At 73.8% G+C, this 14,003-nt stretch carries 13 protein-coding genes; 8 read left to right on the plus strand and 5 right to left on the minus strand.

What is annotated here, in order from left to right:
• The first annotated feature begins 26 nt into the window (after nucleotides 1-26).
• The 3 genes from AB0K92_RS25790 to AB0K92_RS25800 all read left to right on the plus strand — a co-directional run bounded on the left by AB0K92_RS25790 (nucleotide 27) and on the right by AB0K92_RS25800 (nucleotide 2,767).
• Nucleotides 27-704, plus strand: a complete 678-nt coding sequence (locus AB0K92_RS25790; protein WP_165995935.1) for a uracil-DNA glycosylase — start codon at nucleotides 27-29, stop codon at nucleotides 702-704.
• On the plus strand, nucleotides 701-1,672 hold the full coding sequence (locus AB0K92_RS25795) for a BadF/BadG/BcrA/BcrD ATPase family protein (RefSeq protein ID WP_365926579.1): 972 nt from the start codon (nucleotides 701-703) through the stop codon (nucleotides 1,670-1,672). Before AB0K92_RS25790 ends, AB0K92_RS25795 begins: the two co-directional genes overlap by 4 nt.
• Before the next feature lie 171 nt (nucleotides 1,673-1,843).
• A complete protein-coding gene (locus AB0K92_RS25800) occupies nucleotides 1,844-2,767 on the plus strand; it encodes a hypothetical protein (protein ID WP_365926581.1) in 924 nt (307 codons plus the stop codon).
• Nucleotides 2,768-2,850: 83 nt separating this feature from the next.
• Here the strand turns inward: AB0K92_RS25800 and AB0K92_RS25805 are convergent, their stop codons facing one another.
• Both AB0K92_RS25805 and AB0K92_RS25810 read right to left on the minus strand, forming a co-directional pair.
• Entirely contained in the window at nucleotides 2,851-3,879 is a 1,029-nt protein-coding gene (locus tag AB0K92_RS25805; protein ID WP_365926583.1) for a lactonase family protein, read from the minus strand.
• Nucleotides 3,880-4,036: 157 nt separating this feature from the next.
• Nucleotides 4,037-5,536 (minus strand): FUSC family protein, encoded by a 1,500-nt coding sequence (locus AB0K92_RS25810; protein WP_365926585.1) that lies wholly within the window; start codon nucleotides 5,534-5,536, stop codon nucleotides 4,037-4,039.
• 256 nt (nucleotides 5,537-5,792) lie between these two features.
• Between AB0K92_RS25810 and AB0K92_RS25815 the strand changes: the two genes are divergently transcribed.
• The 3 genes from AB0K92_RS25815 to AB0K92_RS25825 all read left to right on the plus strand — a co-directional run bounded on the left by AB0K92_RS25815 (nucleotide 5,793) and on the right by AB0K92_RS25825 (nucleotide 10,051).
• Nucleotides 5,793-6,269 (plus strand): Lrp/AsnC family transcriptional regulator, encoded by a 477-nt coding sequence (locus AB0K92_RS25815; protein WP_165995943.1) that lies wholly within the window; start codon nucleotides 5,793-5,795, stop codon nucleotides 6,267-6,269.
• Between the two features lie 83 nt (nucleotides 6,270-6,352).
• Nucleotides 6,353-7,048: an HAD family phosphatase gene (locus tag AB0K92_RS25820; protein WP_365926587.1), complete on the plus strand. Its 696-nt coding sequence runs from the start codon at nucleotides 6,353-6,355 to the stop codon at nucleotides 7,046-7,048.
• Nucleotides 7,049-7,198: 150 nt separating this feature from the next.
• Nucleotides 7,199-10,051 (plus strand): beta-L-arabinofuranosidase domain-containing protein, encoded by a 2,853-nt coding sequence (locus tag AB0K92_RS25825; protein ID WP_365926589.1) that lies wholly within the window; start codon nucleotides 7,199-7,201, stop codon nucleotides 10,049-10,051.
• Nucleotides 10,052-10,114: 63 nt separating this feature from the next.
• On the opposite strand, the gene AB0K92_RS25830 is transcribed toward AB0K92_RS25825, so the two are convergent.
• A complete protein-coding gene (locus AB0K92_RS25830) occupies nucleotides 10,115-10,969 on the minus strand; it encodes a LysR family substrate-binding domain-containing protein (RefSeq protein WP_365926591.1) in 855 nt (284 codons plus the stop codon).
• A gap of 58 nt (nucleotides 10,970-11,027) precedes the next feature.
• On the opposite strand from AB0K92_RS25830, the gene AB0K92_RS25835 reads away from it, so the two are divergent.
• A complete protein-coding gene (locus AB0K92_RS25835) occupies nucleotides 11,028-11,429 on the plus strand; it encodes a DUF5997 family protein (RefSeq protein WP_365926593.1) in 402 nt (133 codons plus the stop codon).
• A 49-nt stretch (nucleotides 11,430-11,478) separates the two neighbouring features.
• Here AB0K92_RS25835 and AB0K92_RS25840 read toward each other — a convergent pair whose 3' ends face one another.
• Entirely contained in the window at nucleotides 11,479-11,964 is a 486-nt protein-coding gene (locus tag AB0K92_RS25840; protein WP_365926595.1) for a hypothetical protein, read from the minus strand.
• Between the two features lie 324 nt (nucleotides 11,965-12,288).
• Here AB0K92_RS25840 and AB0K92_RS25845 point away from each other — a divergent pair, with 324 nt between their 5' ends.
• Entirely contained in the window at nucleotides 12,289-12,795 is a 507-nt protein-coding gene (locus tag AB0K92_RS25845) for a MarR family transcriptional regulator (protein WP_365926597.1), read from the plus strand.
• Here AB0K92_RS25845 and AB0K92_RS25850 read toward each other — a convergent pair.
• Nucleotides 12,783-14,000 (minus strand): PP2C family protein-serine/threonine phosphatase, encoded by a 1,218-nt coding sequence (locus AB0K92_RS25850; protein WP_365926599.1) that lies wholly within the window; start codon nucleotides 13,998-14,000, stop codon nucleotides 12,783-12,785. The genes AB0K92_RS25845 and AB0K92_RS25850 overlap by 13 nt on opposite strands.
• Nucleotides 14,001-14,003: the final 3 nt, after the last annotated feature.

Below are 14,003 nucleotides of genomic sequence, written 5' to 3' on the forward strand. Positions count from 1 at the left end.
TGGCGTACGGCAGTAGGGTGACGCCCGTGGCACCACGACCGTTGCATGAAATCGTCGAACCGGGCTGGGCGAAGGCCCTCGAACCCGTCGCCGGGAAGATCGCCGAGATGGGTGACTTCCTGCGCGCGGAGATCGCCGCGGGACGCACCTACCTCCCGGCCGGACAGAACGTCCTGCGCGCCTTCCAGCAGCCCTTCGACGAGGTGAGGGTCCTGATCGTCGGACAGGACCCTTACCCGACCCCGGGGCACGCGGTGGGCCTGTCGTTCTCCGTCGCCCCGGACGTGCGGCCGCTGCCCGGCAGTCTGATCAACATCTTCCGCGAGCTGCAGGCCGACCTGGGCCTGCCGCAGCCCTCGAACGGCGACCTGACGCCCTGGACGCGGCAGGGCGTGCTCCTGCTCAACAGGGCGCTCACCACCGCCCCGCGCAAACCGGCGGCGCACCGCGGCAAGGGCTGGGAGGAGGTCACCGAGCAGGCCATCCGCGCGCTGGCCGCCCGTGGCAAGCCCCTGGTGTCCATCCTCTGGGGCCGCGACGCCCGCAACCTCCGCCCGCTCCTCGGCGACCTGCCCTCCATCGAGTCCGCCCACCCCTCCCCCATGTCGGCGGACCGCGGCTTCTTCGGCTCCCGGCCCTTCAGCCGCGCCAACGACCTGCTGATCCGTCAGGGCGGCCAACCGGTGGACTGGCGCCTGCCGTGACCTCCACCGGGTTCCTCGCCGTGGACTCGGGCGGCTCCGGTCTGCGGGTGGTCGTGGGCACGGTGGACGGCGGGCCGCTCGGGCAGCGGGAGTCGCGGGTGCCGGTGCGGACGGGAGCGGGCGGGATCGACGCCGGGCACCTGATGGAGCAACTGGTGCCGATGGTGCGGGAACTGGCCGCCGGGACGGGGGTGGCGGAGCCGGGCTGTGCCGTGGTCGGCGCCGCCGGGTTCGGCACGCTGGGTGACGCGCTGCGCGCCGAACTGCCGGGCGCCCTGCGGCGGGAGTTCGGCATCCGGCGGGTCGCGCTCGCCGCGGACGCCGTCACGGCGTACGTCGGCGCGCTCGGTGTGCGGCCCGGCGCCGTGATCGCCGCGGGCACCGGTCTCATCGCGATCGGCACGGACCTGACCGGCTGGCGGCGGGCGGACGGCTGGGGCCATCTGCTCGGTGACTGCGGCGGCGGAGCGTGGATCGGGCGCGCCGGTCTGGAGGCCGCGCTGCGGGCGTACGACGGACGGGCGGGTGGCTCCGCACGGCTGCTGGCCCGCGCCGAGGAGCAGTTCGGCCCGCTGGCGGATCTCCCCGGCGCGCTGTACCCCCGTACCGACCGCCCGGCCGTCCTCGCCTCGTTCGCGCCGCGGGTGGTGGCCTGCGCCGCCGACGACCCGGTCGCCGCGGACATCCTCCGCGCCGCGGCCCGGCACATGGCCGACGCGGCGGCCGCCGTCTGCCCCGCCGAGGGCACGCCGGAAGTGAGCCTGACCGGAGGCCTGTTCAAGATGGGCGAGCCGCTGCTCGCGCCCGCACGGGAGGAGCTGGCGAAGCGCCTGCCGCACGCCCGGTGCGTGCCCGCGGCGGGCGATCCGCTGCACGGCGCGGTGCGGATCGCCACCGCTCTCACGACCGGCGCCCTCACCCTTCCGGGGGACGCGAGACTGTTCTGCGTGGCCCCTGCGGAGGAATGATCCGGCCGCCGCATTCCGGCCACTCCGGACGGCGCCGTACGTCCCGCCCGGACGAAAACCCGCTGATCAGTTCCGATCCCGGCGTAACTCATCAGACAAAACCGGACGGATACCGCTCACCTGCACCCTCCCCGAACAGGGGAGCCACGGAAGCCACTAACATGCGGCACCATGAGCTCCTCCACTGGGCCCGCGTCCGGCCTGCCAGTACGAATGCCGCGCCCCCGCCAGCCCGGGCGGCACCGCCGACCCGAGCCCCTGGCGGCTCCCGAGGGCGCGCCCGCGCTCGTCCTCGCGGTGCCCGGCGCGCCCAGCGCCGCCACGCGCGGTCTCGCCGAGGAGATCGTGAGCATCGCCCGCTCCGAGCTGCCCGGCCTCGACGCCCGTATCGGGTACGTCGACGGGGACGACACCGAGTTCCCCACGCTGCAGGCCGTGCTCGCGCACGCCGCCGACGAGCGCACCGCCCGTTACGAGCAGGCCCTGGCCGCGGGCGCGGACGCCAAGGAGCCCGAGGGCCCCGTCGCCGTCGTCGTTCCCCTGCTGGCCGGCCCGGACGCCGCGCTGCTGCGCCAGGTCCGCCAGGCCGTCATGGACAGCCGGGTCGCGGCCGAGCTGACCGATGTGCTGGGCCCGCACCCGCTGCTCGCCGAGGCGCTGCACGTGCGGCTCTCGGAGGCCGGTCTGGCCCGCGCCGACCGGGCCCGGCTGTTCACCGTGGCGACCGCCGCGGACGGCATCATCCTGGCGGCCGTCGGCGGCGAGGAGGCCGTGCAGGCGGCCGGGATCACCGGCATGCTGCTCGCCGCCCGCCTGGCCGTGCCGGTGATGGCCGCGGCGCTCGACCAGGAGGGCTCGATCGCCTCCGTAGCCGAGCAGCTGCGCTCCTCCGGCTCCCAGCAGCTGGCGCTCGCGCCGTACCTGATCGGCCCGGAGATCGACACCACGCTGGTCGAGGCGGCCGCCGCCGAGGCCGAGTGCCCCGCCTCCGAGGCGCTGGGCCCGTACCCGGCGATCGGCAAGCTCGCCCTGGCCAAGTACACGACGGCCCTGGGCATCGCCCCGCAGCAGCCCCAGGGCGCACCGGTCCGCTGACCCGGTCGGCACCGCCGTAGGACGAACGACACGTCAAGGGCCCGCTCCGCACGCCGGAGCGGGCCCTTCACGCATGCCCCGGCTCAGCCGAGGACCACGCACGACGCCGCCGTCACCCGCACCGCTCCCGCGCGCCGCGGCCGCCCCGTCGCCGGGTCGACGGCGAACCAGGTCACATCGCCGGAGCGCTCGTTCGCGACGTACAGGAGCCCTTCCGAGGCGGTGAGCGCGCGGGGCCAGTGGCCGCCGCAGGGCACGGTGCCGGTCAGCCGCAGCGTGTCCCCCTCGACGGCGAACACGGAGAGCACGTCCTCGCCGCGGGTGGCGGTCCACACGAAGCGGCCGTCGGGCGAGACGGCGATGCCCGACGGGTAGGCGTCACCGGCGGGGGCGCCGGGCAGCACCGGTGTCTCGGCGAGCGGGCGCAGGACCCCGCCCTCGGCATCCCAGCGGCAGACGGTGACGGTGGGGCTGAGTTCGTTGACGACGTAGGCGTGCGTGCCCTCGGGGTGGAAGGCCAGATGGCGCGGTCCGGAGCCGGGCCGCAGGGCGGTCTCCCGGTGCGATGCCAGAGCGCCCTCGTCGAGGGTGGCGACGCGGACGGAGTCGGTGCCGAGGTCCACGCCGAGGATCCACCGTCCGCTCGGGTCCGGCAGCACCTGGTGGGCGTGCGGGCCCCGCTGGCGGGGCGTGCGGGGCCCCGACCCGGTGTGCCGGAGCGTCGTGGACGCGGCGGTGGCGAGGGTGCCGTCGGCGCGCAGCGGTACGACGGTGACGCTGCCGGAGCCGTAGTCGGCGGTGAGGACGTGTCCGGCGTGCACGCTGAGATGGGTGGGTCCGCTGCCGACGCGCACCGGCGCCCCGGCCGGTTCGGGGACCGCGCCGTCCACGCGGTAGGCGCCCACCGCGCCGTCGGCCGTCTCGCTGACCGCGTAGAGCATGCGCCCGTCGGGTGCCAGGGCGAGGTAGGAGGGGTCGGGGAGGCCGTCGACGGCGTTGAGGAGCGTGAGCGCGCCGCCGTCCGGGTCGACGGCGGCCGTCACCACTCCGGGGCCGCCGGCCGCCGTGAACGATCCGATGTACGCCCGCCGCCGCTGTCCGCCGTCCGTCACCGCTGTCCCCTCTCGGTCCTGGGCCTGTGCGGTGACGGTAGCAGCGGATCAGGGAAGGTCTAGACCAAACGGGTGCGGGTCTGGTGAAGGGCCGTCCCTCGGCCTCACCGGCCGGGGCCCGCCGCCGCCTCGGACGCCAGGGCGACGGCGTCCGCGCCTACGCCTCGACCAGCGGGGACTTCGGCGGCGTGCGCAGGGGTGTGGCCAGTTCGGCGAGCGCGCGCTCCAGGCCGTGCAGGTGGGCGAGCGCCGGTTCGGCGGCCGGGGGCTGCGGTGCGAGGCCGGCGATCTCGCGCTCCGCGGGTCCGCCGGTCAGCGCCTCGACCGCGGCCTGCACCCGCCAGCAGGCGGCGGCCAGCCGGGCGTCGTGGGAGGCCTCCGGGTCGGCGGCGACGGCGACCAGGCCGCGGACCTCGCGGGCGCAGTCGTCGAGCAGGGCGAGCACCCGGCGGGCGCGCCGCTTGCGGCCGCGCATCGGGCTGAGCGGATGGACCAGCGGGGCGACCGCGAGCCGGACCCGGGCGAGCTGCTGCTCCAGCTCGGCGACGCGCGGGCCGGGGTCGGCGGCCGGGTCGCCGGCGAGCCGGGCGGCGGCCTCGGCGGTGCAGGCGTGCACCGAGCGCAGGGCGCGCTGGATCCAGGCGTCGGTGACCCGGTGGGTGGTGACGGGCAGGACGAAGAGGACCGCCAGGACGGCACCCAGCGCGCCGATGCCGGTCTCGGCGAGACGCAGCGCGAGCAGCGCGGGTTCGAGCATGCCGAGGAGGCCGTAGAGCAGCTCGGCCAGCACGGTGACGCAGAGCATCATCCAGGTGTAGGAGACCGCGGCCGTGTAGAAGATGCCGAAGACGCAGACGGCGATCAGGGCGGCGGAGGGTACGGCGGCACCCTCCAGCGGGACGGCGACCAGCAGGCCGAGGCCGATGCCGAGCACCGTGCCGAGGACGCGCCGGAAGCCGCGGACCAGGGTCTCGCCGCGCGAGGTGGTGTTCACGAAGATCCACCAGGTGGCGCCGACGGCCCAGTACCACCGCTCGTCGGACACCAGCTGGCCCACGACCAGCGCGAACGCCGCGCCGACGGTCGCCTGGACCGCCTGGCGGGTGGTGATCCGGCCGAGTCCGGTGCCGTCCGGCGGGGCGACGGCGGGGACGGGGGGCATCCGCCGCTCGTAGCACCACAGGCCGAACCGCACGGCCGCCGCGGTCGGTACGGACAGCAGGACGGCGGCGTACAGCTCGGGCAGGTGGCGCGGGGTGGCCTGGAGGAACTGCGCGATGAAGTACGTCATGAAGGCGAACACGCCGAGGCTGTGTCCGCGCGGGCCCCAGCGGCGGGCGTAGACGCCCGCGCCGACCACGGCGAGGAAGAACAGGTCGCGCAGCACGCGCTGGTCGTGCACCTCGGCCGCGACGGCGAGCACCGGCAGGCCGACGACCGGCAGCAGCGCGGTGGTGACCGCCTGGCCGCGCACGGTGGCGTCGGTGACGGTGAACAGGGCGAGCAATGCCGCGAGGCCACCGATGACGGCACCGACGAGGGAGTGGCCGGCGAGTCCGCAGACGACGACCGCGAGGCCGACGCCGAGGACCGCGCGCGTCGCGAAACGCAGCCGCGTCCGCCCCGGATCCGGAGCCACGAACACCCTCTTCAGCACTGCTTACCGCCCCCTTGAGCTGATCGGCACGAAAAAGGCGCCGCGGGATCCGCAGCGCCATCGACCTCACCATGACAGCATCCCTGCCACCAGTGGCTCAAGTCGCCCCGCCTCGACTGTGCCATTGGTACATACGGAAGTCAGAGGATGCGTCCGGCACCGGGCCATCGGACCATGGCGAGTGGTGCAGCCGACGGTGGGCGATCTGGGCCATTGGTACAGTCAGCCAAGATCATCGAGGAGGAGGCCGCGCACCATGGCCGTGGACGAGCTGGACACCCGCATCCTGCGGCTGCTGCTGGAGCAGCCGCGCACGAGCGTGCGGGAGTACGCCCGTATCCTCGGGGTCGCCCGCGGCACCCTCCAGGCCCGGCTGGACCGGCTGGAGCGGGAGGGCGTGATCACCGGCACGGGCCCGACCCTCTCCCCCGCCGCCCTCGGCCATCCGGTGCTCGCCTTCGTCCACATCGAGGTCACCCAGGGCCACCTCGACGACGTGGGCGACGCGCTGGCCGGCGTACCGGAGATCGTGGAGGCGTTCTCCATCACGGGCGGCGGCGATCTGCTCACCCGGGTCGTGGCGCGCGACAACGCCCACCTGGAGGACGTCATCCAGAAGCTGATCAGCCTCCCCGGTGTCGTCCGCACCCGCACGGAGGTGGCCCTGCGCGAACGCGTGCCGCACCGGCTGCTGCCGCTGGTGGAGTCGATCGGACGGGCGACGAGGACGTGAGCCGGGGCGCACCGCGTGAGCCGGGGCGCACCGCACCGCTCCCGCCCGACGGGCCGCCGATCCCCGCTTGGCATCCTGGTCCCATGAACAGTCTCGGCGGAATCTCGGTCATCTTCGATCTCGATGGAACGCTCGTGGACAGCGAGCCGAACTACTACGAGGCGGGCCGGCAGATCCTCGCCGAGCACGGCGTACCGGGCTACACCTGGGAGGACCACGAGCGGTACGTCGGCATCAGCACGCTGGACACCATCGCGGACTGGAAGCGGCGGTACGGCCTGAGCGCTCCCACCGAGGAGCTGTTCGCCGCCAAGAACCGCCGTTACCTGGAGCTGGCCCGCGCGGCGACGCCCGTCTACCCGGAGATGCGCACGTTCGTGGAACTGCTCGCCTCCGAGCAGGTCCCGATGGCCGTGGCGTCCGGCTCCTCCCCCGAGGCCATCGCGGCGATCCTGGCCGCCACCGGCCTGGACGCCCTGCTGCGCACGGTCGTCTCCGCCGACGAGGTGCGGCGCGGCAAGCCCGCCCCCGACGTCTTCCTGGAGGCGGCCCGCCGTCTCGGTGCGGCCCCGGCCGGCTGCGTGGTCGTGGAGGACGCCGCCCCGGGTGCCGCGGCCGCGCACGCGGCCGGCATGCGCTGCGTCGCCGTCCCGTACGTCGCCGAGCAGGCCGGCGACCCGGAGTTCGCCACGGCGGACCTGGTCTTCCGCGGCGGTCAGCGGGAGTTCACGGCGCGCGCCGCCCTCGACTGGCTCCTCGGCGCCGCCACGGCGTCCTGACCCCTCCGGCCGGACACCCACCGCCCACCGGTCCCGGCCGAATCGGTCGGGACCGTTGACTCACCCGAACCCCACCTCTACCTTCTGGTCGGCTACTCGTACAGCATTCGATATACCGAACATGCCGAGTCGATCAGAGGAGCAGCACCCATGGCCCCGCCCCTCTCCCGCCGCGCCCTTCTCCAGTCGGCGATCCTCGCCGCGACCACCCCCGGCCTCGCCGCCACCACCACGACGGCCACCGCGTCCGCCGGGGGCGCCACCACCGCCACCACCGCGGCCACCACGGCCCCCGCCACCACCCTCCCCGCGCCGGCCGCCTGGAAGCTGCGCCCCTTCGCCCTCGAGGACGTGACCCTCGGACCGGGTCTCTTCGCCGGCAAGCGGCAGCTGATGCTCGACCACGCACGCGGCTACGACGTGAACCGGCTGCTCCAGGTCTTCCGCGCCAACGCCGGCCTCCCGACCGGCGGCGCGGTCGCCCCCGGCGGCTGGGAGGGCCTGGACGGGGAGGCCAACGGCAACCTCCGCGGCCACTACACCGGCCACTTCCTCACCATGCTGTCCCAGGCGTACGCGAGCACCGGCGACCAGCTGTACGCGGACCGGATCCGCACCATGGTCGGCGCCCTGGCCGAGGTCCGCGAGGCGCTGCGCCGGGACCCGGTGGTGTTGCCCGCGGCGGGCCGCTTCGGCCGGGCGGCGGAGCAGGTACGCGGCTCGTACCAGTACGTCGACCTGCCCCGGAACGTCCTCGCCGGAAACCCGGCGATCACCCTCGCCGCCTGGGTCAAGCCCACCCACGCGAGCACGTGGGCCCGCGTCCTCGACTGCGGCGACGACACCACCCGCTACCTGTACCTGGCCGCGCGCAGCGGCGGCGGCGCCCCGCGCTTCGCCCTCACCACCGACGGCCCCGGCGCCGAGCAGGGCATCGACGGCACCGCGCCGCTCCCCCTCGACCGGTGGAGCCACCTCGCGGTGACCCTCGCCGACGGCACCGGCACGCTGTACGTCGACGGCACCGCCGTGGCCCGCAACGCCGCCATGACCCTCACCCCGGCGAGCCTCGGCACCCCCGCCCACGCCTGGCTGGGCCGCTCCGCCTTCCCCGCCGACCCCGTCTTCGCGGGCGCCTTCGGCGGCTTCGACGTCTGGTCGCGCGCCCTGACCCCCGCCGAGATCGCCGGCCTGCAGGACAGCCGTCCCGCCGACGCCCCGGCCGGACGCGGCGACCTGGCCTCGTACGCCTTCGACGAGACCGACGGGTCCACCTTCTCCGACGCCTCCGGCCGCGGCCTGACCGCCACCCTGCGCCGCACCTGGGGCGGGCCGAGCCATCCCGGCTTCCTCGCGGCGTACCCCGAGACCCAGTTCATCGAGCTGGAGTCGATGACCCGCGGTGACTACACCCGCGTCTGGGCGCCCTACTACACCGCGCACAAGATCCTGCGCGGCCTGCTGGACGCCCACCTCGCCACCGGCGACGAGCGGGCCCTCGACCTCGCGTCCGGCCTGTGCGACTGGATGCACTCCCGGCTCTCCCGGCTGACCGACGCGACCCTCCAGCGCATGTGGGGCATCTTCTCCAGCGGCGAGTTCGGCGGCATCGTCGAGGCCATCGTCGACCTGCACGCCCTCACGGGCAAGGCCGAACACCTCGCCCTGGCCCGGCTGTTCGACCTCGACCGGCTCATCGACGCGTGCGCCGCGAACACCGACGTCCTCGACGGACTGCACGCCAACCAGCACATCCCGATCTTCACCGGATACGTCCGGCTGTACGACGCGACGGGCGAGGAGCGCTACCTCACCGCCGCGAAGAACTTCTGGCGCATGGTCGTACCGCACCGCATGTACGGCATCGGCGGCACCAGCACCGGCGAGTTCTGGAAGGCGCGGGACGTCATCGCGGGCACGCTCGGCGCCACCACGGCGGAGACCTGCTGCGCCTACAACCTGCTCAAGCTCAGCCGGACCCTGTTCTTCCACGAGCAGGACCCGGCGTACATGGACTACTACGAGCGGGCCCTGTACAACCAGGTCCTCGGCTCCAAGCAGGACAAGCCGGACGCGGAGAAGCCCCTCGTCACGTACTTCATCGGCCTCTCGCCCGGCCACGTCCGCGACTACACGCCCAAGCAGGGCACGACCTGCTGCGAGGGCACCGGCATGGAGAGCGCCACCAAGTACCAGGACTCGGTGTACTTCGCCCGGGCCGACGGCAGCGCCCTCTACGTCAACCTCTTCAGCCCCTCCACCCTCACCTGGGCCCAACAGGGCGTCACCGTCACGCAGAACACCGACTACCCGCGCGAACAGGGCACCACGCTCACCGTGCGCGGCCGCACCACCGCGTTCGCGCTGAAGCTGCGCGTGCCGTCCTGGGCGACCGCGGGGTTCCGGGTGACCGTGAACGGCCGCGCCGTCGACGGAACTCCGCGCCCCGGCAGCTACTTCACCGTGCGCCGCACCTGGCGCAGCGGCGACACCGTGCGGGTGAGCGTCCCCTTCCGGCTGCGGGTCGAGAAGGCCCCGGACGACCCGACGCTCCAGACCCTCTTCCACGGCCCCGTCAACCTGGTCGCCCGCAGCGCCTCGACGGACTACCTGACGTTCGGGCTGTACCGCAACGCCGCCCTGTCCGGCGACCTGCTGCCCACCTTCACCGCCGTGACCGGCAAGCCCCTCCATTACAGACTGGACGGCACGGAGTTCGCCCCGTTCTTCGAGGGCACCGAGGACCCCACCCACGCGTACATCCGGCGCTCCGAACCCCGTGTGATCTTCGGGGGCACCGACTCGGGCGTGGCCAACCCGGTGAAGGCGGACCGCACGACGCTGCTCGACGAGATCTGGGCGGGCGCGCCGTTCGCCGACAAGGGCGCGCTGGTGTCCCGGGTGCGGGCGACCGTGGACGCGTGGACGGCGGCGGGGCTGCTGAGCGCGGCGGACGGCGAGCGGATCGTGGCCACGGCGGGGAGGGCGACGTACGTCGCGTAGGGGCACAGGACCCGCCTGACGGGCACTCGGAGGCGGTGACCGGCGGGCGGGCCGTGCCGGTGGTCAGGACCGGCGGCGCGGCTTGCCCCGCTTGGCGCTCTTGGCGGCACCGGCGGAGCGGGCGCGCGGGCTCTTGCCCGCCGCACGGGTGCCGGCCGCGGGCTTCCGCGCCCTTCCGCTCGTCCCGGCCTTCTCGGCCTTCCCTGCCTTCCCTGCCTTCTCCGGCTTCCCTGGCTTCTCGGTCTTCCCTGCCTTCTCCGGCTTCCCTGGCTTCTCGGTCTTCCCTGCCTTCTCCGGCAGGGGGCGGGTGCGGCCGCGGGTGCTGTTGACCGTGCGGCCGCGGACGATGCCGATGAAGTCCTCGACCAGGTCGGTGGTGGCCTCCTCCGGCCAGGACAGCACGACGCTGGACTGGGGGGCGTCCGTGACCGGCCGGTAGGTGAGGTCGCGGCGGTGGTGCAGGCGGGCCAGGGACTGCGGCACGACCAGGACGCCGATGTTCGCCGCGACCAGCTCGATCGCGTCCGCCGTGGTGGCGGGGCGCTCGAAGGCGGGCTCGCCCGGCGGGCGGTCCCAGCCGAGGACGTCGTCGAGGGGGTGCAGGACCACCTCGTCGGCGAGGTCGTCGAGGGTCACCTCGTCCGCCGCGGTGATCACATGGTCCTTGGGGACCACGACGACGGTGGTCTCGGTGTAGAGGGGGATCGCGCTGAGGACCGTACGGTCGACGGGAAGGCGGACCAGACCCGCGTCCGCGCGGCCGTCCCGCAGGACGTCGCCGGCCTCGGCGGGCTCCACCTGAAGAAGCGTGAGGGGGACGTCGGGCGAGCGCTGCTCCCAGACCCGCACCCACTTGGCGGGCGTCACTCCGGGGACGTACGCGAGCCGGAACGAGGGGGAATCCGCCGAGTCGGTCATTCCGCCAGGTTACCGGCTGTGGTCAAAGGCCCCGTCGGCGGCCGATAGTCTGGACTGCATGAAGTCGCACCAGAGCACCCAGACGATGAAGCCCGCGACCGCGGCGAAGAAGCTGGGTGTGTACCTCCCCGCCACCCCCGCCGAGTTCCAGGAGGGTGTCGTCTCGCGCGCCGAGCTGAACGAGCTCCAGGCGAACCCGCCGGAGTGGCTGCGGGAACTGCGACGCAACGGTCCGCACCCCCGTCCGGTGGTCGCGGCGAAGCTGGGCGTCTCCATCGCCGGCCTCGCCCGCGCCGGGGTCACGGAAGCGCTGACCACCGAGCAGATCGAGGCGCTGAAGCAGGAGCGGCCCGAGTGGCTGGAGAAGGAGCGCGCCACGCAGGCCGAGGTCCGCAAGGAGGCGGCCCGGCTGAAGCAGCGCGCCGCCGAACGCGCGCAGCAGGGTGACGCGGGCGCCTGACGTCCACCAGACCGTGCCGGCGCGCCGGAGCCAGGCCGCCCAAACGCTGCTAGGGGCACCCGGTGCAGGGTGCGGAGGGCCGCGCCGCCGCGAGGGTGAGCACGCCGTCCACCGTGCGAGCCGGCCGCGCGCGCCCCTTGAGTTCGTCGAGCCGCTTCAGCAGGTCGTAGCCCTCGCACAGCACGGTCTCATGGCCGCCGTAGGACTCCATGTTGATCACCGCGGCCTCCACATGCCGGAATTCGGACAAGAGCACCGGCACGGTGGGAACGCCCCAGGCGAGCGCGGCACCGGCCCGGGAGTAGAGCGAGGGCAGCAACTCGGCGCCACTCGCGTTGCGGATCGTTTCGGCGTCGCCGGTGCTGTGCGTCGTGAGGCATAAGCGGGCGTGCTCGATCACCTGGGCGAGCACCCGGAAGTCCTCAAGGGACAGCTCGACCGCCAGAAGCTCACCGGGCGGCGGGACGTCGGCGGAGTGCCCGGCTCCGGACGCTTCCTGCCCCTCTTGACGACGTCTGCGTCTCCACGGCGCCACACCGCTCCCCCCTGAGCACCCGGCCGGATCACCCGACGCACCTGGCCGGACCATCCAGCCCCGACGGCCTTCGTGTGATGTCTCCTACGCCGAGCGTAGCCGGTACACGACAACTATTGCCACCGGACAACTTTCGCCCCGGTCGCCCCGGCCGCAGCCTGCCCTGCCGAGCGCACGGCACAACCCTCAGGAAAGCGGCGTTCCCACTCGCCCGTGGCCCTACGATGGCCCGGCTGGCGGTGCTTGCTCGGCGGCTCCTCGGGTACCGCGTTTGAATGTGGGTGTTGTCCTGATGGGCAGGCGTATACGGAAAGTGATGCGTTCGTGACTGGTCTCGACGGTTCCGGGGACGACCCGGCAGGCGGGCCGGGCGACGATGCCATGGCCCTCGCCCTGCAGATCGCCGATGCCGTGGACGGTCTCACGACCCTGTGGTCGATTGCCGCGCAGGAAGCGCGGATGCGGCTGTCGCCGCACCAGTTGCGGGCCCTGCAGATCCTGAGAGCCGCGCCGGGGCTCAACCTGACCACTCTGGCGGAGAGCATGGACATAGGGATGCCCACCGCCAGCCGCCTGTGCGACCGGCTGGAGGCGGCCGGTCTGCTGGAACGCGTACTGCACCCGTTGAAGCGCCGGGAAGTACAGCTGAACCTCACGGGCCACGGTCAGCAGGTCCTCGACGAGGTGGCCTCCCGCAGGACGCGGGCCCTCGCTGAGGCCCTCGCCGGCATGGAGACGGACGAGCGGGAAGCACTGGCCCGCGGTATGCGGGGGTTCCTGCAGGCGCAGGACGGCCTTCTGCCGGGGGCGGACCGCCCCTACAGCCCGTGATCCGGCCGGCCCGCCTCAGCGGCCGGCCGGCCGGTCCAGTCCAGGCACACCACGGCGGCGTCGGACATCAGTTCGCTGCTGCCGAAGTGCTCGATCATCCCGGCGACCACCGCACGCGCCGTCTCGTGCGGGGGTGAAGGGCGGGTGGCGCTGAGCACCTGGCGCAGCGCCTGTTCACCGAACGCGTCCCCGGCCGCGGAGCGGGTGTCGTGCACGCCGGTGCTGACCACGATCAGCCGGTCACCGGGCTCGACCTGGAAGGTCTGCTCCTCGTACAGCGTCTCCTCGAACATGCCGAGCGGGAGCTGTGCCACCAACGCGATCCGCTCCGTGTGACCGTCCCGCTGACGGAACAGTTGCGGCGACCCGGCGTCGACCGCGGCCACCCTGCCGGTGGCCAGGTCGAATCTCAGCAGCAGTGTGGAGGCGTACGCCTTGCCGCCGTACTGGGCGAACACCGCCTGGTCGGCGAGCGAGGCCTGGTCGGCCAGGCCGACGCCTGCCCGGCGCGCGTTGCGCAGGGCGCCGACGGTGAGGCTGGTCAGCAGCGAGGCCTCGATGCCCTGGCCCATGCCGTCGGTGACCGTGAGGACGAGGTGGTCGGCGCTCGTCGACCAGTCGAAGTTGTCGCCGCCGATGGCGTAGGCCGGTTCCAGGTGGGCGCCGATCGTGTATTCCGCACGGGCGCAGCCGCGTCCCGGCAGCAGCTGCCACTGCATCTCGGCGGCGAGGGTGAGGCGCCGGGTGCGCCGGGCCTGAAGGTAGAGGTCGGTGTCCCGGCCCGCGGTGGCGACCTCGTGGCCGAGTGCGGTGGCGAACTCCGACAGCTGGAGCACGGTGTCCGGATCCGCCGCCCCTGCGGGCAGCCACACGGTGAGGATGCCCAGGCGGTCGCCGCGCACCGTGATGGGCAAATGCACCAGGTGGCCGGCGCGCTCGCGCAGCACTTCGACCACCGGGCTCTGGGCGACGAAGGCGCTGCCCGCCGGGCCGTCCTGAGCGGGCACCGGGGAGCCGGTGTGCGGCAGATGGGAGACCGGTTGCAGCACCGACAGGCTGTAGTCGGCCAGCAGGAGAATCACCTCTTGGGCGCCGACCCGGTCGGCGAGCAGGCGGCCCGCGGTGGCGACCAGAGCGTGGGGCGGGGCTGCGCGCAGCTGCGCCTCCGCTGAGGGAAGCGGATCAGAGGTATTCACGGCATCCACTCT

The sequence above is a fragment of the Streptomyces sp. NPDC052687 genome, from assembly GCF_040678395.1.
Lineage (GTDB): Bacteria > Actinomycetota > Actinomycetes > Streptomycetales > Streptomycetaceae > Streptomyces.

Excerpts from the sequence above, each read along its gene's own strand:
- AB0K92_RS25815 (WP_165995943.1), top strand. The coding sequence starts at position 5,793 with ATGGCCGTGGACGAGCTGGACACCCGCATCCTGCGGCTGCTGCTGGAG.
- AB0K92_RS25830 (WP_365926591.1), bottom strand. The coding sequence starts at position 10,969 with ATGACCGACTCGGCGGATTCCCCCTCGTTCCGGCTCGCGTACGTCCCC.
- AB0K92_RS25820 (WP_365926587.1), top strand. The coding sequence starts at position 6,353 with ATGAACAGTCTCGGCGGAATCTCGGTCATCTTCGATCTCGATGGAACG.
- AB0K92_RS25800 (WP_365926581.1), top strand. The coding sequence starts at position 1,844 with ATGAGCTCCTCCACTGGGCCCGCGTCCGGCCTGCCAGTACGAATGCCG.
- AB0K92_RS25835 (WP_365926593.1), top strand. The coding sequence starts at position 11,028 with ATGAAGTCGCACCAGAGCACCCAGACGATGAAGCCCGCGACCGCGGCG.
- AB0K92_RS25825 (WP_365926589.1), top strand. The coding sequence starts at position 7,199 with ATGGCCCCGCCCCTCTCCCGCCGCGCCCTTCTCCAGTCGGCGATCCTC.